22 protein-coding genes and 1 pseudogene are annotated in these 19,772 nt (G+C 38.7%); 7 read left to right on the top strand and 16 right to left on the bottom strand.

All coding sequences use genetic code 11. The annotated features are described in order from the left end of the window. Positions 1–4: 4 nt before the first annotated feature. From ACQ86H_RS28885 to ACQ86H_RS28870, 4 genes are all read right to left on the bottom strand, one after another. Entirely contained in the window at positions 5–637 is a 633-nt protein-coding gene (locus ACQ86H_RS28885; protein ID WP_039479644.1) for a peroxiredoxin, read from the bottom strand. A 328-nt stretch (positions 638–965) separates the two neighbouring features. Further along, positions 966–3,350, bottom strand: a complete 2,385-nt coding sequence (locus tag ACQ86H_RS28880; protein WP_431293290.1) for a prolyl oligopeptidase family serine peptidase — start codon at positions 3,348–3,350, stop codon at positions 966–968. Between the two features lie 158 nt (positions 3,351–3,508). Then, positions 3,509–4,384, bottom strand: coding sequence for a hypothetical protein (locus ACQ86H_RS28875; protein WP_431293289.1), 876 nt, complete (start codon positions 4,382–4,384; stop codon positions 3,509–3,511). Between the two features lie 2 nt (positions 4,385–4,386). Next, positions 4,387–4,692 carry a hypothetical protein gene (locus tag ACQ86H_RS28870; protein ID WP_431293288.1) on the bottom strand — a complete coding sequence of 102 codons (306 nt, stop codon included), beginning with the start codon at positions 4,690–4,692 and terminating at the stop codon, positions 4,387–4,389. Positions 4,693–4,825: 133 nt separating this feature from the next. Here ACQ86H_RS28870 and ACQ86H_RS28865 point away from each other — a divergent pair, with 133 nt between their 5' ends. The 3 genes and pseudogenes from ACQ86H_RS28865 to ACQ86H_RS28855 all read left to right on the top strand — a co-directional run. Next, positions 4,826–6,223: an aldehyde dehydrogenase family protein gene (locus ACQ86H_RS28865; protein WP_138819302.1), complete on the top strand. Its 1,398-nt coding sequence runs from the start codon at positions 4,826–4,828 to the stop codon at positions 6,221–6,223. 135 nt (positions 6,224–6,358) lie between these two features. Further along, on the top strand, positions 6,359–6,883 hold the full coding sequence (locus tag ACQ86H_RS28860; RefSeq protein ID WP_431293287.1) for a YfiT family bacillithiol transferase: 525 nt from the start codon (positions 6,359–6,361) through the stop codon (positions 6,881–6,883). Between the two features lie 129 nt (positions 6,884–7,012). After that, positions 7,013–7,357: pseudogene (locus ACQ86H_RS28855) on the top strand (DUF6265 family protein); the annotation flags it as partial. Between the two features lie 102 nt (positions 7,358–7,459). On the opposite strand, the gene ACQ86H_RS28850 reads toward ACQ86H_RS28855, so the two are convergent. The 8 genes from ACQ86H_RS28850 to ACQ86H_RS28815 all read right to left on the bottom strand — a co-directional run bounded on the left by ACQ86H_RS28850 (position 7,460) and on the right by ACQ86H_RS28815 (position 13,148). Beyond that, on the bottom strand, positions 7,460–8,146 hold the full coding sequence (locus ACQ86H_RS28850) for a heavy-metal-associated domain-containing protein (protein ID WP_431293286.1): 687 nt from the start codon (positions 8,144–8,146) through the stop codon (positions 7,460–7,462). Positions 8,147–8,455: 309 nt separating this feature from the next. Continuing rightward, entirely contained in the window at positions 8,456–9,280 is an 825-nt protein-coding gene (gene ygiD, locus ACQ86H_RS28845) for a 4,5-DOPA dioxygenase extradiol (protein ID WP_431293285.1), read from the bottom strand. A gap of 97 nt (positions 9,281–9,377) precedes the next feature. Further along, complete coding sequence (locus ACQ86H_RS28840) at positions 9,378–9,950, bottom strand: YceI family protein (protein ID WP_025141714.1); 573 nt, start codon at positions 9,948–9,950, stop codon at positions 9,378–9,380. 260 nt (positions 9,951–10,210) lie between these two features. Next, complete coding sequence (locus ACQ86H_RS28835; RefSeq protein WP_138819307.1) at positions 10,211–10,771, bottom strand: AraC family transcriptional regulator; 561 nt, start codon at positions 10,769–10,771, stop codon at positions 10,211–10,213. Continuing rightward, positions 10,771–11,274 carry a DUF3347 domain-containing protein gene (locus tag ACQ86H_RS28830; RefSeq protein WP_138819308.1) on the bottom strand — a complete coding sequence of 168 codons (504 nt, stop codon included), beginning with the start codon at positions 11,272–11,274 and terminating at the stop codon, positions 10,771–10,773. Before ACQ86H_RS28830 ends, ACQ86H_RS28835 begins: the two co-directional genes overlap by 1 nt. A 14-nt stretch (positions 11,275–11,288) precedes the next feature. Continuing rightward, the gene (locus tag ACQ86H_RS28825) at positions 11,289–12,101 is read right to left on the bottom strand and encodes a hypothetical protein (RefSeq protein WP_138819309.1); all 813 of its coding nucleotides are present in this window, start codon (positions 12,099–12,101) and stop codon (positions 11,289–11,291) included. A gap of 1 nt (position 12,102) precedes the next feature. After that, positions 12,103–12,639: a heavy-metal-associated domain-containing protein gene (locus ACQ86H_RS28820; protein ID WP_138819310.1), complete on the bottom strand. Its 537-nt coding sequence runs from the start codon at positions 12,637–12,639 to the stop codon at positions 12,103–12,105. Positions 12,640–12,746: 107 nt separating this feature from the next. Next, positions 12,747–13,148: an HYC_CC_PP family protein gene (locus ACQ86H_RS28815; protein ID WP_138819311.1), complete on the bottom strand. Its 402-nt coding sequence runs from the start codon at positions 13,146–13,148 to the stop codon at positions 12,747–12,749. Between the two features lie 94 nt (positions 13,149–13,242). On the opposite strand from ACQ86H_RS28815, the gene ACQ86H_RS28810 reads away from it, so the two are divergent. The 4 genes from ACQ86H_RS28810 to ACQ86H_RS28795 all read left to right on the top strand — a co-directional run bounded on the left by ACQ86H_RS28810 (position 13,243) and on the right by ACQ86H_RS28795 (position 17,213). Beyond that, on the top strand, positions 13,243–13,941 hold the full coding sequence (locus ACQ86H_RS28810) for a peptidylprolyl isomerase (RefSeq protein ID WP_431293284.1): 699 nt from the start codon (positions 13,243–13,245) through the stop codon (positions 13,939–13,941). Positions 13,942–14,154: 213 nt separating this feature from the next. After that, positions 14,155–14,922, top strand: a complete 768-nt coding sequence (locus ACQ86H_RS28805; protein WP_138819313.1) for an exodeoxyribonuclease III — start codon at positions 14,155–14,157, stop codon at positions 14,920–14,922. Positions 14,923–15,008: 86 nt separating this feature from the next. Beyond that, the gene (gene hutI / locus ACQ86H_RS28800) at positions 15,009–16,175 is read left to right on the top strand and encodes an imidazolonepropionase (RefSeq protein ID WP_431293283.1); all 1,167 of its coding nucleotides are present in this window, start codon (positions 15,009–15,011) and stop codon (positions 16,173–16,175) included. Positions 16,176–16,241: 66 nt separating this feature from the next. Then, positions 16,242–17,213, top strand: coding sequence for a formimidoylglutamase (locus tag ACQ86H_RS28795; protein WP_138819315.1), 972 nt, complete (start codon positions 16,242–16,244; stop codon positions 17,211–17,213). Positions 17,214–17,446: 233 nt separating this feature from the next. Here the strand turns inward: ACQ86H_RS28795 and ACQ86H_RS28790 are convergent, their stop codons facing one another. From ACQ86H_RS28790 to efp (ACQ86H_RS28775), 4 genes are all read right to left on the bottom strand, one after another. After that, complete coding sequence (locus ACQ86H_RS28790; RefSeq protein WP_168202533.1) at positions 17,447–17,605, bottom strand: hypothetical protein; 159 nt, start codon at positions 17,603–17,605, stop codon at positions 17,447–17,449. Positions 17,606–17,615: 10 nt separating this feature from the next. Further along, positions 17,616–17,864, bottom strand: a complete 249-nt coding sequence (locus ACQ86H_RS28785; RefSeq protein WP_431293282.1) for a 5-formyltetrahydrofolate cyclo-ligase — start codon at positions 17,862–17,864, stop codon at positions 17,616–17,618. A gap of 607 nt (positions 17,865–18,471) precedes the next feature. Continuing rightward, positions 18,472–19,032: an elongation factor P gene (gene efp / locus ACQ86H_RS28780; RefSeq protein WP_138819317.1), complete on the bottom strand. Its 561-nt coding sequence runs from the start codon at positions 19,030–19,032 to the stop codon at positions 18,472–18,474. A 124-nt stretch (positions 19,033–19,156) separates the two neighbouring features. Further along, on the bottom strand, positions 19,157–19,717 hold the full coding sequence (efp, locus tag ACQ86H_RS28775) for an elongation factor P (RefSeq protein WP_138819318.1): 561 nt from the start codon (positions 19,715–19,717) through the stop codon (positions 19,157–19,159). Between the last annotated feature and the right edge of the window lie 55 nt (positions 19,718–19,772).

The raw sequence follows: 19,772 nt of genomic DNA, 5'->3' as shown, positions 1-19,772 counted from the left end.
TTAATTAGTTAGCGGCTAAATATTCAGCTACGCCAGTTCTGTTTGCGTTCATTGCTTCTTTTCCTTCTTCCCAGTTTGCAGGACAAACTTCGCCATGTTTTTGAACGTGAGCGTAAGCATCAATTAAACGTAAATATTCTTTAACGTTCCTACCTAGTGGCATATCGTTAACGCTTTCGTGGAAAACCTTACCGGTTTCGTCGATTAGGTAAGTCGCTCTGAAAGTTACGTTAGAACCAGAGAACGATTCATTTCCTTCTTCATCGTAGTTAACTTCCTGATCTAAAATATCTAAGATGCCAGATAATTGTCTGTGGGTATCCGCTAAAATCGGATAAGTAACACCTTCAATACCACCATTATCTTTTGGCGTATTTAACCAGGCGAAGTGAACTTCGTTGGTATCGCAAGATGCACCGATTACAATTGTATTTCTTTTTTCAAACTCAGGTAATGCAGCCTGGAAAGCGTGTAATTCTGTAGGGCAAACGAAAGTAAAATCTTTTGGATACCAGAATAATAATACTTTGCTATTTTTGTTTACAGCTTCTTCAAATACGTTGATTTTCAAGTCATCACCCATGTCTGACATTGCATCAATACTAACACTCGGGAATTTTTTACCTACTATTGCCATAATTTTTTGTCTTTAATTTTGTTGGCACAAAGTTAAGGCTAAAAGCGGAGTCAATCAACCCCGATCTACTAATAGTTAATTGTATTTATTGATAACGATATAGACGAAAACTATATTGTTTATGTGAAGTATAGCGGAGGTCTATTTCAGTTCTTTGCTGTCATGCTGAGTCACGAAGCTATCTGCGTTTATTTATTAAAAGTGGCCGTCATCTCGACTGAAGCGTAGCGAAATGGAGAGATCTAAGGAGATAGATTTAGCTTCGCTGAGCACTACGTGGTTCTCGACTGCGTTACACTTCGCTCGAAATGACGGCCGGAATGGAAGGTTACTTCTTCAACGTATTCTCATACAGTTTAAATATCCTTTTATACTCATCCGTCCAGCTGCTTGGCTCAATAAAACCATGGTCTTCTACCGGATAAACGGCAAGTTCCCAATTATTTTTGCCCAGCTCTATAAAACGCTGCGTAATGCGTACAATATCCTGAAAATGAACATTCACATCCACCATGCCGTGTGCCATTAACAGGTTCCCTTTTAATTTATCGGCAAAGTAAATCGGCGAACTCCTTTTATAGGCAATCGGGTCGTTATAAGGCTCGTTTAGAATATTCGAAGTATAGCCATGGTTATAATGTGCCCAATCGGTAACCGAACGCAAAGCAGCGCCGCTGGTAAAAACATCCGACTCGTTGAACATGGCCATCAAGGTAATAAAACCACCATAAGAGCCGCCGTATAAACCTACATGCTGAGGGTTAACGCCATATTTCTCTACCAAAAACTTGACACCATCGGCCTGGTCGGTTAAATCTTTTCCACCCATGTGGCGATAAATACCCGTACGGTGATCGCGGCCATAACCAGAACTCCCGGTATAATCGATATCGATTACTGTGTAACCATTGTCGGCCAGTAAATTATTGAACATAAATTCGCGGAAGTAAGTGCTCCAGCCAAAGTGTACATTCTGTAAATAACCCGCACCATGCACAAAAACTACTGCAGGGTGGTTTGGATGTGGATTTTCTGCTTTATAAACCCTTGCATAAACATCCGCACCGTAGCGGTTTTTAAAAGTAACCATATCGGGTTGACGCCATTTATAAGAATTAAATTCGGCAGAAGTAGATTGTGTAACCTGTACAGCTTTAGCCCCGGCTTTATTTGGCTGGAGATATAGTTCTCCTGGTTTGTCCAGGTAAGAATAATTAATGGCAAGGTATTTCTCATCGGGGGATAAGGTAATGTCATTTAAACCCTTCATGGTGGTAATCTGAGTAAGTTCACCGCCATTTACCCCAACCTTAAAGAAATTGGTAATCCCGGGATGTTCCTTATTCGCTTTGATATAAAATGTACTCGTATCTTTTGATAACTGTACCGATTGTACTTCCCATTTGCCTGTAGTAAGCTGTTTTTTATCCCCTGTTGCTACATTAACCACATAAAGGTGCGAATATCCGGTCGCTTCGCTTTGATAATAAAAGCGGTTATTATCGATCCACCCTGTGCTGCCCTGGTAAAAACCGCTAATGCCGGGACCGCCGATCCAGGCTTCATCGCGCTGGCGGTCGATCAAAGTAAATCTACCTGTTAAAGCATCTAGTTTTAAAATCCAGCGGTCTTTATTATCGGAAGAAGTAGCCACAACAATTGCAGAACTTCCATTATCATTCCAGAGCGGACCAAAGAAGTTTACTGGGCGATCCGCATTTTTCTTTTTCAAGGTATCCAGTTCTTTTGGATAATCTTTCAGGTAATCAGGCAGCTCTTTTATGCCCGTAATGGTCGAAGTCTGGATGGCATAAACCGTATCCCGTTGTGTATCATAAATAAAACCCTGGGAGGTATTTTCATTTTCGCCAACTTTTGTTCTACCCGGAATATCTTCGGTATAACCTGAGGAAGTAACATAGTTGGGAACAATGGTGTTGTGGTTGTTCTGTGCCGGCGTAGTTAATTTATAAGTAATAAAATGTCCGTCAGGGCTAATGATTACGCCATTTAAGAACTTGTCTTCAGTGTATAGTTCTTTTAAAGGTTTTGTGTCTGCCGAGCTATTCCCAAGGCGGCCTCTTCCACCGCGGGAACCGTTTTTGGCTTCCGCATTTCGTTTTTTAATAATATCGAAGAGTTCGGTTTGTTGTGCTTTTAACCATTTATCCTGTTCGGTAGCCGGTTTGCTTTCTGCTCTTCCTGGTTTTTTACCTTTAACAAAATTGGTAAGCTGTCTGGTTTCTGCTGATTTTAAATCAATCCCGAAAAGATTATCGCCCAATTGGTAAACAACGTTTCCATTAGTTAAAAAAACCGGACTGCTTTCCCTCTCCTGCGTGCTGGTTAAGCGCGTTTCCTTATTCGTTTTGAAGTTCTGTAAATAAATATCACCGCTTTTTTCTACCAAACCAAGGGAGCGGTCGGCATTGTAGGTGTAATTTAAACTCAATAGTTTTTCATCTTCCTTTTCCGCTGCTTTAAGAGGTTTAGAAGAAGTTGCCGAAACTTTGAATAATTCTTCTTTGACTTTATTTTCAGGGTTCCAGTTAAAATACAGTGTTTTGCTATCTGCCGTCCAGCGGAAATTAGTTGGCGAAATACCCATCCATTTTGGATCGCGCATAATTTTTTCGACAGTTAAAGGAGCCAGTTGTTGCGCAAAAGCATATTCGCCTGTGCAAAGCAAAAGGAAAAGTAAATATTTCTTCATGAATTTTAGGTTTGGATGCAATTTAGGCAAAGCACAAACTAATTTTAGAAGGAAATGGAAATGTTACAACCTTTGCCTAATGAATTAACCACAGATAAAAGGATGAACACAGATATTTTTTTGCAATTATGTTTATGTGTGCAAATCTGTGGCAAAAATTAGCGGATTACCCTTCCGGTTTTATCTACATTCACATCATCGAAAGGCTTTAAATATTCGTTTATGATGACTGCAAATTCGCGCCTGGTCAATACTTTTTTAAGATCGTAATTGCCGCTAAACCTATAGTTTTTGTTCCATTTTTTCTGCAGTTCTTCTTTAGTGGCTTCAATTGATTTATTGCCCACATAACAAACCATAGAAATCGTATTTTCCAGATTAATGGGAATATTCTGATGATCATCGAACCAGATCTGCGCTTTGTAATAATACGCTTTGATCGGTTCTTTAATTTCTCTATAAGTAACTTCTTTTTCGGGATTGAAATACGCTTTTCCCTGTGTAATTTCCGCTTTGATAATCCCCGTGATACCCACTTTTTGAATGGCTAACCAGTTCGAATCCGTCATTTTAACATCTTCAAAGGGCATTAATGCATGTTTACAGGCCAATAACTCGCCCTGGATCCTTTTTAAATTTGACAAACTGGTTTTGGTGTCAAAAAATGCGGCATAAGCTGCGGTTGCCCCAGCTGCTTGTCCAATTTCAAGTTGTTCTTTAGAGATATAAAGCAAATTTTCCTGATCCGGGATCAATAGGCTGTACAGGGATAAAAAGCTGGCTTCTGAAGAAATCCTGGATACTGTTGTCCGGTAAGTATTTTCGTTATAGTTTAATGGACTTGAAGACGCAGGATTTAAGGTGGATATTTTTAGTTCCGAAAGCAATTTTTCAGGGTTATCGGCCAGCACAAGAATTTTAGCCTTAATGCTTTTATCTTTGGTCAATTTCGCCTCCCAACCACTACCAGAACGTTTAATCTCTGTGTAAGGAGTGTTGTTGATGACGTTTAAAAGTAAGGTACTATCTATCACAATTACTTTCGCCCGGCTTTTTTGTCCGGCTTAGGTTTTGGGTTTTCTAAGCTTTTTGCATTTTCCGTTTCCCGTTTTAAAAAACTTTGGTAAAAAGGCAGTAGGCCCCGTTTAGTTTCAGCAATTTTATTTAAATCCAACTGTTCTTTTTGGGTAAGCAGGATGGTTTTTACGCCAGATTTAAAAGACTGAAAAGATGCTGCATAAGCAGCATCGCCGTTTCCGATAACCAGTACATCTGTTTTTATGATTTGGGCATGGATAACCAGTGGAATTATGAATGCGAAAACAAAAAACAATCTTTTCATCTTTTATTATTAAAATTTGCTGCAATATGCTTTAAATGAATGAATTTTTAATGAAAAGGCCGCATTTTAACTAAATTTAACTTGTATTTTCAGGGGAATCGATTAGCGTAATGGCAGGTAATAATAAGTGATTATGGAACAACAGATAAAGTCGGTTTTCGATTTACAGCAAAAATATAAATTCGATTTACGCAAAACAGATGTTAAAACCCGTATCGGGAAGTTAAAATTACTTAAGCAGGCTTTAGAAAAGGCCGAAGAGGAAATATTTGCCGCTTTAGAAAAGGATCTGCGTAAAAACCGTTTTGAAAGTGCGGTAACTGAACTATATTTTACCTACGCTGAAATCGACTTTGCTATCAAAAAGTTGAAAGGGTGGATGAGACCCAAATCGGCAGGCAGAACCATGAGTAATTTTTTTGCGAGTAATAAAATTTATTATGAACCCAAAGGCATTTGCCTGATTATTGCTCCATGGAATTATCCTTTACAATTGATGATGAGTCCTTTGGTTTCGGCAATTGCAGCTGGAAATTGTGCGATCCTTAAACCATCTGAATTAAGCGAAGCTACTGCTGGCGTGATCAATAAATTAATTGCAACCACTTTTGATCCGAAAGAAATTGCCTGTTTTGAAGGTGATGCCAATGTTTCTACCGAACTGCTAAAACTTCCATTTGACCATATCTTTTTCACGGGAAGCACCACAATTGGCAAAGTGGTGATGGAGGCAGCCGCAAAAAACCTGACCTCGGTAACCTTAGAGCTTGGCGGAAAATCGCCAGCTATTGTAGACGGAACCTGTGATATTAAAAAAGCTGCCGAAAAAATCGCCTGGGGCAAATTGGTTAATGCAGGGCAGACCTGTATTGCACCGGATTATGTCCTGATCGAAGAAAATAAGCGGAATGACTTTATCGAACATTACAAAATTGCAGTCGGAAAAATGTTTGGTGAAGGCGCTGGAATTAATAAAAACGACTATGCTAAAATCATTAACGATAAACAGTTTAAGCGGTTAAATAAATTAAAAGAAGATGCGATTGCAGATGGAGCGGTATTGGCTGTTGGTGGTGAAACAGATGAGCAAAATTTAACCCTAATGCCCACACTTTTAACTTCTGTAAAGGAAAAAAGCGCCATCATGCAGGAGGAAATATTTGGACCGATTTTGCCTGTCATTACCTTTAAAAATTTACAGGAGGCCATTGACATAATGAATAGCAAAAATAAACCTTTGGCACTTTACATCTTTTCAGATAACAAACAACATCAACATAAAATCATTAACGAAACCAGTGCTGGCGGAACCTGCGTAAATGATGTACTGGTTCACATCAGTAATCCTAATTTGCCTTTTGGTGGTGTTAACAGTAGTGGGACGGGAAGCTGCCACGGTGTTTTTGGCTTTAAAACCTTTTCGCACGAGAGGGCTGTGGTTTTTCAATCAAAACTAGGTTTAACCAAGATAATTTACCCACCTTATGAAGCAAAAATGGGTTTATTGAAATGGTTGAAGAAATTGATGTAGATTTTATATCCCGCAGACCTAAGGAGATGGACGCAGATTTTGTTTTTATTACGTCACCCAACTTCGCGTACTTTGTGTTTTCTTCTCTGTTATCTTTGCGGTTAAAAGCTCGATAATTCTCCTTATTTTGGTTCCATGGATTTGGAACAGTTTAAATACCCGATCGGTCAATTTGTTGTGCCTGATATTTTCGATCAAAAACAGGTTGATACCTGGATTTCTGAAATAGAGGCATTACCTGGCCAAATTAAGAAAGCTACAGAAAATCTGACAGATGAAGAACTGAATCAAACCTATCGTCCCGGAGGCTGGACATTGCGGCAGGTTGTTCATCATGTTCCGGATAGCCATATCAATGCCTATATCCGTTTTAAGCAAGCCATTACTGAGGATATTCCGGTAATCAGGCCATATTATGAGGAACGATGGGCAGAAACGGAAGAAGCAAAAAATGGTGAAATCAAATTGTCGATTGAGCTGTTAACAGGTTTACATCAGCGCTGGGTTGTTTTTTTAAAAACATTAAAAGTAGAAGATTACCAAAGAAAATATATTCATCCGGCCCACAATAAAGAACTCACTTTGGCCAATATGCTGGGCATGTACGCGTGGCACGGAAAACACCACCTGGCACACATCACCAATACCATAACAAAATGAAAAGAATCTATTTATACGCCTTGATTTTATTTCTTGTTGGTTTTTACAGCAATGTTAAAGCGCAAAAAGATTCATCAAAAACCTTTTCTTTTGTGCTAGGCTCATGGGGAATGCAAACGCCAAAAAGGAAAAATTGTTGAGCAGTGGAAGCAAAATCCAGATAAAACCCTGAGTGGAAAAAGCTACAGAATAAATGCCAAGGGCGATAGTTTGCTTACCGAAACATTACAGATCAGAAAAATAGGAAAAGATGTTTTCTATTGTTCAACGGTTGCTCATCAGAATGAAGGGAAAGAAGTATGTTTTAAACTTATCTCCACAAAAGATCAGATTTATATTTTCGAAAATGTGGCACATGATTTTCCCCAAAGAATAGTTTACCAAAACCAGGGAAAAAATGAAATGCTCGCCTGGATTGAAGGCGAGCTTAAAGGGAAAAGCCGGAAATCGGAATTTAGGTATAAGCGGCAATAGACGATTCGTCATGCTGAATTTATTTCAGCATCTTTTTAGCATGAAAGGCCCTGAAATAAATTCAGGGTGACGATCACGTTAAAAAAGAGAATAATATACTAACTACATCAAAACCAACATGGCTGCGCTCATGGCAATCATAATGGCATCTTCAACAATAGTCAAGGTACTCATGGGTAGGTTAAATACCGCGCCCAGGCACGCGCATTGAATTTTCTTTTTATTTAAAACGCTTTCTAAAACCCCAAGGATACTGATGGTCATTACAATCAGGGTGACCCAATTCACAATAGCGGGCGATAGGTTTAATGCAAAGGACAAGCCTAAACCTAATTCGATAAAAGCATAGATATATCCCCATGTGCTGAATTTTTTAGCTACGATGTCGTACATGGCATAACTCTCCGCAAATGCTTTTAAGTTGAGCATTTTAAAGAAAGAAAAGGTTAGGAAGAAACCCGCCATAAAAATGCGCATAAACACCATAAAATTAATGGCATTATCCTGCCACGAAACGACTAACGATATTGCGGTTACATATCCAAAGATTAACAGAATGGGCTTGTATGTTTCGGCCCACGATTTTGCTTCTTCAAGCGTTTCATTGTGGTGCGCCGCAGAAATTTGATATTTGCTGTCGGCACCGCCCAAAGCTTGTTGCAGGCTATCTAAACCGATATGTTTATCCATGCTAATGGTAGCAGTATTGGCTTCTTTAGAAACCTCAACAGTGGTTACATCTGGTAAAATAAGCAGGCTACTTTTAACTTTATTTTTCGCAACCGCCACAGGTCATGCCTGTGAGTTGATAGGTATGTTTCATGATTAAATTCTTTTAAGCAAATTTACCAACTTAAGGGGCCATAAGCGTTACAGAATAATCATAAATTTTTATAGAATTTTAGCTTTTGTCATTGTGAAATGGATCGTCATTTCGACCGTTGTGGAGAAATCTGTTGTGTAGGATATTTTCTTCATGACCTTAATTTCTTAATGGTATATTCCCAAAATATACTTTTGAACATTAAGAAGTGAGAAAATGCAAGGTTCAAGCTCCGTTTAAACAACTAAAACAAGTTTTTTGGTGATTCTTAACCCTTACCCCACCAACACGGAAGTCATGGTTAACGAACCGCCCACTGCTTTATCATTAAAAAACGAAACCTCTTCCTTATCGTTTTTCATTCCAAGAGTATAAATAAGCGGCAAATAATGTTCCGGAGTAGGGATGGCCAGCATGGCATCAGTACTAAGGTTGCGGTAATTGATTAAAGGTTGATAATCGCCATTTACAATTAAATTTTTGAATTTATCGTTCATTTCAATTGCCCAATCGTAACCGCCTCCGTTAATCATTTCCCAGCTTAACATACGCAGGTTGTGCACCATATTGCCGCTGCCGATAACTAGTATACCTTTTTTGCGGAGCGCATAAATTTCTTTGGCAATTTCATAATGTTGCACCGGCGATTTGGTATAATCGATACTCAGTTGCAGAACAGGAATATCTGCATTTGGATACATGTGCCTTACCACTGTCCAGGTGCCATGATCCAGGCCCCAATCGTGGTCTAAGCCAACAGGGGTTGAGTGGATTAAACCAGGTATTTCTGCTGCCAGCTTCGGATCGCCTGGAGCAGGATATTGAACATCGAAAAGTGCCTGAGGGAAACCACCAAAATCGTGGATCGTACCTGGGAAATCCATTGCAGTTACAAAAGTACCGTGGGTGTACCAATGTGCCGATACCACCAGAACTGCTTTTGGAACCGGAATATGTCTGGCCAGATCTACCCAACTTTCACTAAACTCATTGTTTTCAATCCCGTTCATAGGAGAGCCGTGGCCAATGAAAAGGGTTGGCATTAAATCCGTTTGAGGCAAGCGTTGAGTAAAGTTTCTGAATTGGGATAGTGCAGACATGCCATTTTAATTTATATCAACCATCATCCTGAACTTGTTTCAGGATCTACTTAAAATGAAAGATTCCGGGACAAGCCCGGAATGACGATCTAATGTTTTATTTTCCCTGAACAAATTCCAGGTTTAATTTGATCGCAACATCTTTTGCAACACCTGCACCGGTTGGATCATATTTAATATTATAATCTAAACGGTTAATGGTTGTAGTCGCGCCGAAACCTGCTTTAGTATTACCTTGTTGATCTTTAGCTGTACCGCCATAAACAACTGCAAATTTTACATCTTTAGTTACATCGCGGATGGTTAATTTACCACTTAACTCATAATTGTTACCGCTTAATTTTTTGAAAGAAGTACTTTCGAATTTCATTGTTGGAAATTTCTCAGCGTTAAAGAAATCATCTGTTTTTAAGTGACCATCTCTCATATCAACACCTGTAGTAATGCTGTTTACATCAACGGTAAAGGCAATTTTAGCATCAGTTAAATCTGGTTTAGAAGCGGTAACTGTTCCATCGAATTTTTTGAATGAACCATCAACAAAAGAAATGCCCATGTGTTTAACCGAAAAGTTTACAAACGAGTGCATTGGATCTATCTTCCAGCTTGTTTGTGCAAATGATGCCACACTGATTGAGGTAGCGATCAGAAATAAAAATAATTTTTTCATATCTAGTGATTTTATTTAAGTGCAAAAATAGCTGATTATCAGTCGATCAATCTTGACGTATGATAAGAAATTGTTTATAGAATAGGTTAGCTGTTCAAATCGGTTAATTGATGACTAGCTAAATGGCTAGAATTAATAAGAGGTTAATGCTTTTTGGTTCATAGCCGATAGGCCCATTGGCCATCAACCATGATCTATCTAACCATTGAGCATAAACTTTACGCCCATCTTTCATCTTACCTCTTCCATTTTACATCCTCTCAAACCTCATCTAGCGTTTTTCTGCTATCTGTTGATGCCATTTTATAAACGGAAGGTGTAATTCCGGTTACTTTTTTAAATTGTGCCGATAAGTGTGCTACGCTGCTGTAATTCAGTTGGTAGGCAATTTCGCTAAGGGTGAGTTCGCCGTAGGTAAGCATTTCTTTTGCTTTTTCTATTTTTTGAGCAATGAAATACTTCTCAATCGTTTGGTTTTCGACCTCTGAAAAAATGCTGCTTAAATTCGTATATTCCTGTTTTAACTGCTCACTGAGGTAGGCAGAAAGATTGATTTTTAAAGGTTCTTTTGTGTAATGTACCAGGTTAATGATGGCAGTTTTAACCTGTTCTGCAATCTGGGTTTTTTTATCCTCCAACAGTTCGAAACCAAAATGGGTCAGTTGCTCCGCAATTTTAGCTTTATCCTCTGCTGTAATGTTTTCGGCAAAGGTAACTTCACCAAGCTCAACCAATAGCGGTTTAAAGCCAAGCTTTTCCAGCTCGGCCTTAACCACCATTTTACAACGGTTGCATACCATATTTTTGATATGCAGTTTCATTATTTCGATTTTATGGTTTCAGAAACGTCGCCGCAATCAAACATCATGCTTCCATAATATGGATTTTCGATGTTTTCTTTTTCATTTAACCAGCTTGCCTTCGCCATCGGACAGTGCTGAACGTAAACGGTTTGGCTGTTAAATTTCAAGCCTTTCAACGTTTTGATCATGGCATAAGAAATCCCTTCAAAGGCTTTTCTCTGTGTTTTGATGTCGTTTGAACCCGCAAGCAGCGCCGATTTGCTTTTTATAATCGAAGCTTGTTCCATAAATATTTTATGTTGATCGGCCGGTAAATCTTTGTGGTTAACGGCATTTACTTTTGCCGATAAAACTTTTACTTTTTCAATAGCCAGGTCTTTTTTGTCGGTTGCCAGTGCATTTTTTACATCGTAATATGCCATTAATACCTGATTTAAGGCTACGTCTGTTTTGCTCTGTGCATAAGTAAAAGCTGTTGTTGCGATCGTCATAATGGCAACTAATCCGAATATTTTTTTCATTTGTTATGTGTTTTTTATTTTAAAACGTTAAAGAAGTTAAATTCTGCCCTAAGCAAGTACATGTTTTTGGTGTATCGGTTATCCATATTTCCTGCTGCCTGAAAGCGGTAACCAAGATCGATGCGGGTTGTACTGTTTAAAATCATTTGTATTGCCGGAGCGATATCCAAATAAGACTGACCACTGCCTGGGTCGGTTTTGCCCAGCAATTCTAAATATACATTAAAGTTGGGTTGTTTGTAATCCTTATAAATCACTGGTAAAACCAAATAACCCGACGATAAACTATATGACAACATGTTTTTTGGCTGCGGCATTCCCGCAATCTGCCTGTTGCTGTTTTCGAAGACATGCGCATAACCCAATGTTGATGATAGCGCCAGTTTATGCAGCAGTTGCGTAAAAATTAAGCCTCCCTGTACGCCACTATTATCTCCTTCGAGGTTGATATCACTGGTATATGTTGGCCTTTTGCTGGTGCTTACCCTTCCAAATGCCGATGCCCTGAAATGGCTATGTGCTTCATCCAACGATAAAAACCGGTACTTGGCGTATAAACTTCCGCCTTCTAAACGGTATTTTCCATCCATATCCGAGAGAAAAGCCTGTGCATGCATCATCAGATTTTTGTTGAAACCGATCATTACCTCTGGGATAGTCCGGCTTACATAACCCGGGTAGTTGAACATACCCTCGTTGGTAATTCTTACGCCGATTGATTTGGTGGGCATATTACTTGCAGGCTCTGTAAATACATATAGTTCTTGTGCCGAAACACTGGTATAAGCGCCGATAATCATCAGCGCCAATACGAATATCCGTCTCATCTTAAGAAAGAACTAAATGATAAATACGCGTTTTTTTGCCGTTTACAACACCTGTGCCACTTGCATAAGCATCAGAATTAGCCGTTGCGGCCTGTTTTTTAAATGCAGAACCAGATATGAAATCTTTATCTACTACGCTGGCCTTAACCATACCAGTAAGGGTTTTACCTTTTACATTTACAAAACGGTATACATTGCCGTTAACAACAGCCTGACCCTTATCGTCTACTTTAACATCGCTAAAATTGAAGTTAGCCATTAGGCCGCCTACTGAAAAACCTGCATCCTGAACTTTTTTACGAACCAGATCAAGATTAACATTCGCGTCTTTTTTAAAGGTTAAAACAAATATGTTTTTATTTAAATCAGGTTTAACGCTACTGATAAAGCCCAGGGTTTCTAAAGATTTTTGTGTTGCGTTTGAGCACATAGAACAGGTTAAACCAGTTACCTGTAAATCGGCTGTAGAGATTTGTTGTGCCGAAACATTAACGACGAAAAATAGCATAACGATGCTGAATATTTTTATTGCTTTCATGATTTTTTGAATTAGAATATAAGAAAATGTCACATTGAGCTTCCCGATAAAAACCAGGAAAATTGTCGAAATGCGAAACAACGCATTAACGAGTCAATGTTTAAATTCTAATTCCTAAAAATGCAATTGAAAACGTGCAAAGCAATTCGCGAGGATAATGGCGGTGCTTTGTTCGAAATTTTACTAAAAAACTTCGGGCTGATGTTGCTTAAAAATTCTAAAACCGGAGGATGCAGGAAAAGCTGGATAGAAAACAGTTTCGGTATTTGTAATTGAGCTTCTGCATGGTGACTATCTTTTAATTTAACCGTTACCTGAGTATTTTTGCAACAACCATCATCTTTCTTTTCGGCAGGAATATCTTTGCAGAATTTGCATGAAACCTCGTTGCTAAAAAGTTTAACGTTTTCTAGTTTGCCTCCACAAAAATGGAGACTTAAAGCCAAACCCATAACACTAACTGCATAGAATACAGCTAAAGAAAGTGCTATTTTTTGTTTTAACTTCATTTATACAAAGGTAAAGCAAAAATTATCGAATAATGCGCGGATTTATTTATTGAATTTCATTTTTTAGTTTATTTTAGCCTCAAACACCAGTTAAATGAAGAAAATATTATTGTTCCTTTGCGCTTTTTCAGTGCTTTCTGCCTTTGCTGCAAAGCCTAAAAATCAATATGTACGTATTAAAACAGAATATGGGGAATGTATCGTTAAGCTGTACAATCAAACCCCATTACATCGTGATAACTTTTTGAAATTGGTTAAAAAAGGGTATTATAATGATATTTTATTCCACAGGGTGATTAAAGATTTTATGATCCAGGGCGGCGATCCGGATTCGAGAAATGCCAAACCAGATTCTTTACTCGGTGAGGGCGGACCTAAATATACTATCCCGGCAGAGTTTAATGATAGTTTATTTCATAAAAAAGGCGTTTTAGCAGCGGCCAGAGAAGGTGATGATGTTAATCCGGCCAAAGCATCGAGTGGTAGTCAGTTTTACCTGGTTCAGGGAAAAGTTTTTACCGATCAGCAATTGGACAATGTAGAAGAAAAACGCCTGAAATTCAAAATTCCTGAGTGGCAGCGTGAGGTATATAAAAAAATAGGGGGCACCCCACATTTAGATCGGAACTACACTGTTTATGGCGAAATTGTAGTTGGCTTGGATATGATAGATAAAATTGCCGCATTGGAAACGGATAAAAACAACCGACCAAAAAAAGATGTGAAAATGGAAGTTACCGTGCTAAAAAGGAGAGCTGCAAAAAAATTGGAGAAAAAGTTGTTGATGGGTTAATCAAAGATAATGGTCATTTAGATGGTAATTTCCCTGGTTGGCGTCATCTCGAGCGCAGTGCAACGTAGCCGAGAGATCTATTGAAGCAGATCTCTCCATTCCACTGCGTTCCAGTCGAGATGACGGTCGCTCGCGCACATCATTAATTGAATTACTAAGCATTTATTCAATTAATTTCTAAATTTACCGTCCACAACAATTGAAATTTACTGAATGAAGATTATTTCCTATAACGTAAACGGGATTAGGGCGGCAAGTACCAAAAACTTTTTTGGCTGGTTACAAGCTACAGATGCTGATATGGTCTGTTTGCAGGAAGTAAAGGCCTTGCCTTCACAAATCCCTGAAATTATTGCACTGATTGAGCAGTTGGGTTATCACCATTATTGGTTCCCGGCAGAGAAAAAAGGATATAGCGGCGTAGCCATTTTATCTAAAATTAAACCTAAACATGTAGAATTTGGCTGCGGTGAAGAATGGATCGATAAAGAAGGACGGATTTTAAGGGCTGATTTTGATAATTTCTCCTTAATGAGCTTATATATGCCGTCTGGATCAAGCGGCGATGAAAGGCAGGTTAAAAAGTATGAATTTATGCGGTTTTTTGATCGGTATATCGGCGAATTGCGTAAAGAGATTCCAAATTTGATTGTAAGTGGTGATTATAACATCTGCCACACCGCTATTGACATTCATAATCCAAAATCAAACGCCAATTCATCAGGTTTTTTACCGGAAGAAAGGCAGTGGATGCAGTTATTTTTGGATAATGGTTTTATTGATACTTTCCGTCATTTTAACAAAGACCCACATCATTATACCTGGTGGAGTTATCGCGCCGGTTCTAGGGGAAAGAACCTGGGCTGGCGCATCGATTACCATCTGGCTACGAGACCAATGGAAAGTCGCTTAAAAAATGTAAGGATTTTACCCGATGCCATACATTCAGATCATTGTCCGGTTCTATTGGAAATGGAATAATGTAAGATGTAAAATGGATCAGGGGTTTAGAAACTCAGATCCTTATGTTACCCAATACTTTTACTCATACTCAATAAACGAACCAAATGCTAATCACCAATATAAAAGGCCTAGTAGGCATTCACCCTAAAGATAAATTGGTGCTTCGCGGCAGCGAACTGGATGATTTACCTGTTATTGAAAATGCCTGGCTTTTGATAGAGGATGACTTGATCAAAGATTTTGGTGAGATGGGCTCAATCCCTTCTCAAATCTCAAATCTGCCGTCTCAAATCTCGGCCAAAGGCAGATACGTTTTTCCTTCCTGGTGCGATAGCCATACCCATATTGTTTTTGCAGCCACGCGGGAAGAGGAGTTTGCGATGAAAATACAGGGTAAAAGTTATGAAGAAATTGCCGCGGCAGGTGGTGGGATTTTAAATTCAGCCAATAAACTTCAAAAAGCAACAGAAGATGAATTGTTTGAAAGTGCTTCAATTAGGTTAAAACAGATGATTCTCCAGGGAACAGGAGCTGTTGAAATAAAAAGTGGTTATGGCTTAACCACTGCAAGTGAAATCAAAATGCTCCGGGTAATCAGCAGGTTGAAAAATCATTTTCCAATCCCTATCAAGGCAACTTTTCTGGCTGCACATGCCTTTCCGGCTGAATTTAAAAATGATCATCATGGTTACATCAATTTGATTATTAATGAAATGTTGCCCCGGATAGCAGAAGAAAACCTGGCCGATTATATAGATGCTTTTTGTGAAAAAGGTTTTTTCTCTGTAGGAGAAACCGATCAGATACTCAAAGCAGGGGCAAAATATGGTTTAAAACCTAAAATACATGCCAACCAGCTTTCTGTTTCAGGCGCTATTGAAGTGGCTGTTAAAAATAATGCCATTTCAGTCGATCATTTGGAAGAAAGTAACAAGGAAACCATCGATACGTTAAGAAATGCGGATACCATTGTAACATTACTGCCTTCGTGCTCGTTTTACTTAGGTATTCCATTTGCAGATGCTAAAAGCTTTATTAAAGCCGATTTGCCTGTGGCTTTGGCAACCGATTACAATCCGGGATCAACGCCTTCAGGGAATATGAATTTTGTGGTGTCGCTGGGCTGTATTAAAATGAAAATGTTTCCAGAGCAGGCCATCAATGCAGCTACTTTAAACGGTGCGGCAGCAATGGAGATCAGCGAAAGTTATGGAAGCGTTGCCCTTGGAAAAAAGCAAATTTATTTATCACAAAACCAATGCCATCAATAGCCTATTTGCCGTACAGTTTTGGTGAAAGCCAGGTTGATACGGTGATTTTAAATGGTGAGATTTATCATGGATAACCTTAAAATATATTCGCAAAGCGACATTGAGCACTTGATTATTCATCGTGATGGCGAAACCAAGCTTGGCGAAAGGGTTAATACTTATCGACATAAAGTAATCTCGGTAGAAGGATTAACAGCAAACAATTCTAAATTTGTATTGCTGGGTATCCCTGAAGATATAGGAGTAAGGGCAAATGCTGGTATTGCCGGAGCCGCATCGGCATGGCGTACCAGTTTAACAGCTTTTCTGAATATCCAAAGTAACCGCTTTTTAAATGGTGAAGAAATTTTGGTTTTGGGACACTTCGAAATTATTGAACCTGAGGATTCTTCTGTTGAAACTTTAAGAAATAAAGTAGCCGAAATTGATGAAATGGTCTATCCGGTCATAGCAAAAATTGTAGCTGCAGGCAAAATTCCTATTGTAATTGGTGGTGGTCATAATAATGCTTATGGCATAATTAAGGGTACTTCTTTAGCCTGTAAATGCCCAATTGATATATTAAATGTTGATGCGCATGCCGATTTAAGGGAATTAGAAGGCAGACATAGTGGAAATGGGTTTTCTTACGCTTTAAAAGAAAATTACCTCAACCATTATCTGATGTATGGCCTGCATCAAAATTATAATAATGAGGCGATTTTAAGCCAGATCGAAAACAATCCTAAATTAAAGGCTGTATTTTTTGATGATATTTTAATGGATGCCGATGCTAATGGCTTCTTTGATGAAATAGGGCAAGCTGCGGGTTTAGAGATCGACTTAGATTGTATCCAAAATGTACTTTCAAGTGCCGAAACGCCATCTGGGTTTGAGGTTAACGATATTCGAAAACTGATCTTAACCCGCGCGAAGCAATTTTCTTACCTGCATGTATGCGAAGGTGCCACCAGGATGCTTGATGGGAGGGTAAGTAAGCTCACTTCTAAATTAATTGCTTATTTGGTGAGTGATTTTGTGAAAGCGCATATTTCTTAGGTTTAGGTACAGATGCACAGAAAACACGGAGTGTTTCCGAGTTGATTTATCCGCCAAATCCGTCATTTCGAGTAGAGTGTAACGCAGTCGAGAAATCTACCTCGAGCGTAATTTGACTTAGATCTCCACATTCCACTACGTTCCAGTCGAGATGACGAAAAATCGGGGAAGGGTATAGGCTTTTTTGTTAAGCACCCAGACCAACAAACCAATGGCAACTGAACTAATGAACCTTACAAGTGCTCTGCTTCATATTGCTCTCCGGCCTTTAACATCAATTCAATCTGTTTAAGGTCTTCGGCGGTTAATTCTTCTTTTTCCTGTAATTCGAATACCGCAATCATGTTGTCTTCGTATTGTTTTTCGGTTTTGATAACGATTTCTTGTGGCATGCCGGTAAGCTTAAAATTTTATAATTTCTGTTGGTGTTATGCAAAAATCTAATTTGATGTCGTATTCATTTACATCATCGATTTTTTCAATTGCAGGATGCAAAGATAAACCTATTTTCTGAGCATTTATATCCCGCAGAAAACGATCATAAAAACCTTTGCCATAACCTACTCGGTAACCTTGTTTATCAAAGGCTAACAGTGGGATAACGACCATGTCTATTTCTCCTTCGTGCAGATTTCCTTTTTGTGGCTCCAATATGTTGTAAAGGTTTTTTTCAGGTCTTTTTCGCCCAAGTATTCGTGGTGGGTCATCAGCGCTGTTTCAAAATCAGCCTTAGGGGTAATGATTTTAACTTCAGGATAGGTTTTGCTTAGCCATTCGATCAATAAAAAAGTATTCGGCTCTTTTTTTCTGTAATGGGTAAAAAGATATGAAGGGTTTTAATTCGGCTAAAATCGATTTTTTTAAACTGTTTTAAAAGTGATTCGTTCAACGTATAATAGGTTGGGTCGTTTAGTAGCAACCTGTCTTTTAACGCTAGTTTTCTGATTTCGGCCTTTAGCATAAACAAAGATAATATTTTTTAAACCTCGCAGGTTTTGAAAACTTGCGAGGCTTTGTGGCCTAAGACCTAAATGCTTTGGTTAAATAAACCCGATAGCAGCGTAAAACCCGGAAGGTGAGGCATGAGCCAAGGTTTTGAAGCGAATAGCGGGACTGTTATAGCCCAAGCGCAATGAACCTTGCTTTTCAAAATGACCACCTAAGTCACCTTAATACATCTAAGAGATAGGTTATTAAGCTAAAAAACAAAAAGCCCCTGAAAAATTAAGTTCAGAGGCTTTCAAATATGAGTTTAAAATTATTTTACACGCTCCACGTAATCACCGGTACGGGTATCAATTTTAATTTTATCGCCCTGGTTTACGAACATTGGTACTTTAACCTCAACACCGTTTTCTAATGTTGCTGCTTTTAATGCATTGGTAGAAGTATCGCCTTTAACAGCAGGTTCTGAATAAGTAATTTCGAATTCTGCAAAGTTTGGCAATTGGGCCATAATGGCTTCATCGCTTTCCATAGAAACGATGATGTTCATGCCTTCTTTCAAAAACTTGATCGCCGAACCGAATAAAGATTTCTCTACATTAAACTGTTCGTAACTATTGTTATCCATTACGACTAAATAATCACCTTCTTCGTATAAATATTGGTAATCATTTGTTTCTACACGGCATATTTCTACCGCCTCGTCGGTATTCATACGTGCCTCAACAATTCTGCCCGATTTAATGTTACGGAATTTGCCCGTATAAAATGCGCCACCTTTTCCTGGCGTACGGTGATTCCATTCGTCAACAGTAACCAGTTCATTGTTTATACGAAGAATGTTACCTGTTTTAATTTCTGATGCTTTTGCCATATTGTGTTATCCCAAATTTTGGGGTTATTTTAGTTTTTCGTGACGGCAAAGGTAAAATTATTTTAATAAAAACCTATAAAGGTTTAAGGCTTAGGGTTTGCGCAAATTTAAGCCTTAAATTATACTATTTTACCCGCTCCATATATTCACCGGTTTTGGTATCAATCTTTACCTTATCTCCCTGGTTAATAAACAAAGGAACCCTAATTTCTGCACCAGTTTCTACCGTGGCATATTTTTGCGCGCTGGTTGAGGTATCGCCTTTTACAGCGGGTTCAGAGTAAGTGATTTCCAACTCTACACTATTAGGAAGTTGGGCAACGATCGGTTCGTCGCTCTCGAAAGCGATGGTTACATTCATACCTTCTTTTAAAAACTTAATAGAAGAGCCAAAAAGTAGTTTTGGAATGTTGTATTGCTCAAAAGTTTCGTTGTCCATCACCACCAAATAGTCGCCGTCTTCATAAAGGTATTGATAGTCGTTGGTCTCCACACGGCAAATCGTTACCTCTTCATCGGTGCGGAAACGGTATTCTACAATTTTGCCGGTTTTTACATTGCGCATACGTGCCTGATAAAAAGCCCTTAAATTTCCTGGAGTACGGTGGATATACTCTTCTACACTTACCAACTCTCCGTTAAAACGAAGCACATTTCCGCTTTTTACTTCTGATGCCTTTGCCATTAATAATGAAATATTGTTTTGTCAATTATTTTGAATACCAAAGTTAAAAAAAGGA

Source organism: Pedobacter sp. P26 (genome assembly GCF_050632135.1).
GTDB lineage: Bacteria > Bacteroidota > Bacteroidia > Sphingobacteriales > Sphingobacteriaceae > Pedobacter.
Note: the sequence above shows the minus strand (reverse complement) of the source record. Positions and strands in the feature narration are given on the sequence as shown.

What these genes read in the sequence shown, in the direction of transcription:
- ACQ86H_RS28815 (WP_138819311.1), bottom strand. Translation starts at nt 13,148, where the DNA reads ATGAAGTTAAAACAAAAAATAGCACTTTCTTTAGCTGTATTCTATGCA.
- ACQ86H_RS28880 (WP_431293290.1), bottom strand. Translation starts at nt 3,350, where the DNA reads ATGAAGAAATATTTACTTTTCCTTTTGCTTTGCACAGGCGAATATGCT.
- efp (WP_138819318.1), bottom strand. Translation starts at nt 19,717, where the DNA reads ATGGCAAAGGCATCAGAAGTAAAAAGCGGAAATGTGCTTCGTTTTAAC.
- efp (WP_138819317.1), bottom strand. Translation starts at nt 19,032, where the DNA reads ATGGCAAAAGCATCAGAAATTAAAACAGGTAACATTCTTCGTATAAAC.
- ACQ86H_RS28835 (WP_138819307.1), bottom strand. Translation starts at nt 10,771, where the DNA reads ATGAAACTGCATATCAAAAATATGGTATGCAACCGTTGTAAAATGGTG.
- ACQ86H_RS28840 (WP_025141714.1), bottom strand. Translation starts at nt 9,950, where the DNA reads ATGAAAAAATTATTTTTATTTCTGATCGCTACCTCAATCAGTGTGGCA.
- ACQ86H_RS28795 (WP_138819315.1), top strand. Translation starts at nt 16,242, where the DNA reads ATGGATAACCTTAAAATATATTCGCAAAGCGACATTGAGCACTTGATT.
- ACQ86H_RS28810 (WP_431293284.1), top strand. Translation starts at nt 13,243, where the DNA reads ATGAAGAAAATATTATTGTTCCTTTGCGCTTTTTCAGTGCTTTCTGCC.
- ACQ86H_RS28790 (WP_168202533.1), bottom strand. Translation starts at nt 17,605, where the DNA reads ATGCCACAAGAAATCGTTATCAAAACCGAAAAACAATACGAAGACAAC.
- ACQ86H_RS28830 (WP_138819308.1), bottom strand. Translation starts at nt 11,274, where the DNA reads ATGAAAAAAATATTCGGATTAGTTGCCATTATGACGATCGCAACAACA.
- ACQ86H_RS28870 (WP_431293288.1), bottom strand. Translation starts at nt 4,692, where the DNA reads ATGAAAAGATTGTTTTTTGTTTTCGCATTCATAATTCCACTGGTTATC.
- ACQ86H_RS28825 (WP_138819309.1), bottom strand. Translation starts at nt 12,101, where the DNA reads ATGAGACGGATATTCGTATTGGCGCTGATGATTATCGGCGCTTATACC.
- ACQ86H_RS28865 (WP_138819302.1), top strand. Translation starts at nt 4,826, where the DNA reads ATGGAACAACAGATAAAGTCGGTTTTCGATTTACAGCAAAAATATAAA.
- ACQ86H_RS28885 (WP_039479644.1), bottom strand. Translation starts at nt 637, where the DNA reads ATGGCAATAGTAGGTAAAAAATTCCCGAGTGTTAGTATTGATGCAATG.
- ACQ86H_RS28820 (WP_138819310.1), bottom strand. Translation starts at nt 12,639, where the DNA reads ATGAAAGCAATAAAAATATTCAGCATCGTTATGCTATTTTTCGTCGTT.
- hutI (WP_431293283.1), top strand. Translation starts at nt 15,009, where the DNA reads ATGCTAATCACCAATATAAAAGGCCTAGTAGGCATTCACCCTAAAGAT.
- ygiD (WP_431293285.1), bottom strand. Translation starts at nt 9,280, where the DNA reads ATGTCTGCACTATCCCAATTCAGAAACTTTACTCAACGCTTGCCTCAA.
- ACQ86H_RS28805 (WP_138819313.1), top strand. Translation starts at nt 14,155, where the DNA reads ATGAAGATTATTTCCTATAACGTAAACGGGATTAGGGCGGCAAGTACC.
- ACQ86H_RS28860 (WP_431293287.1), top strand. Translation starts at nt 6,359, where the DNA reads ATGGATTTGGAACAGTTTAAATACCCGATCGGTCAATTTGTTGTGCCT.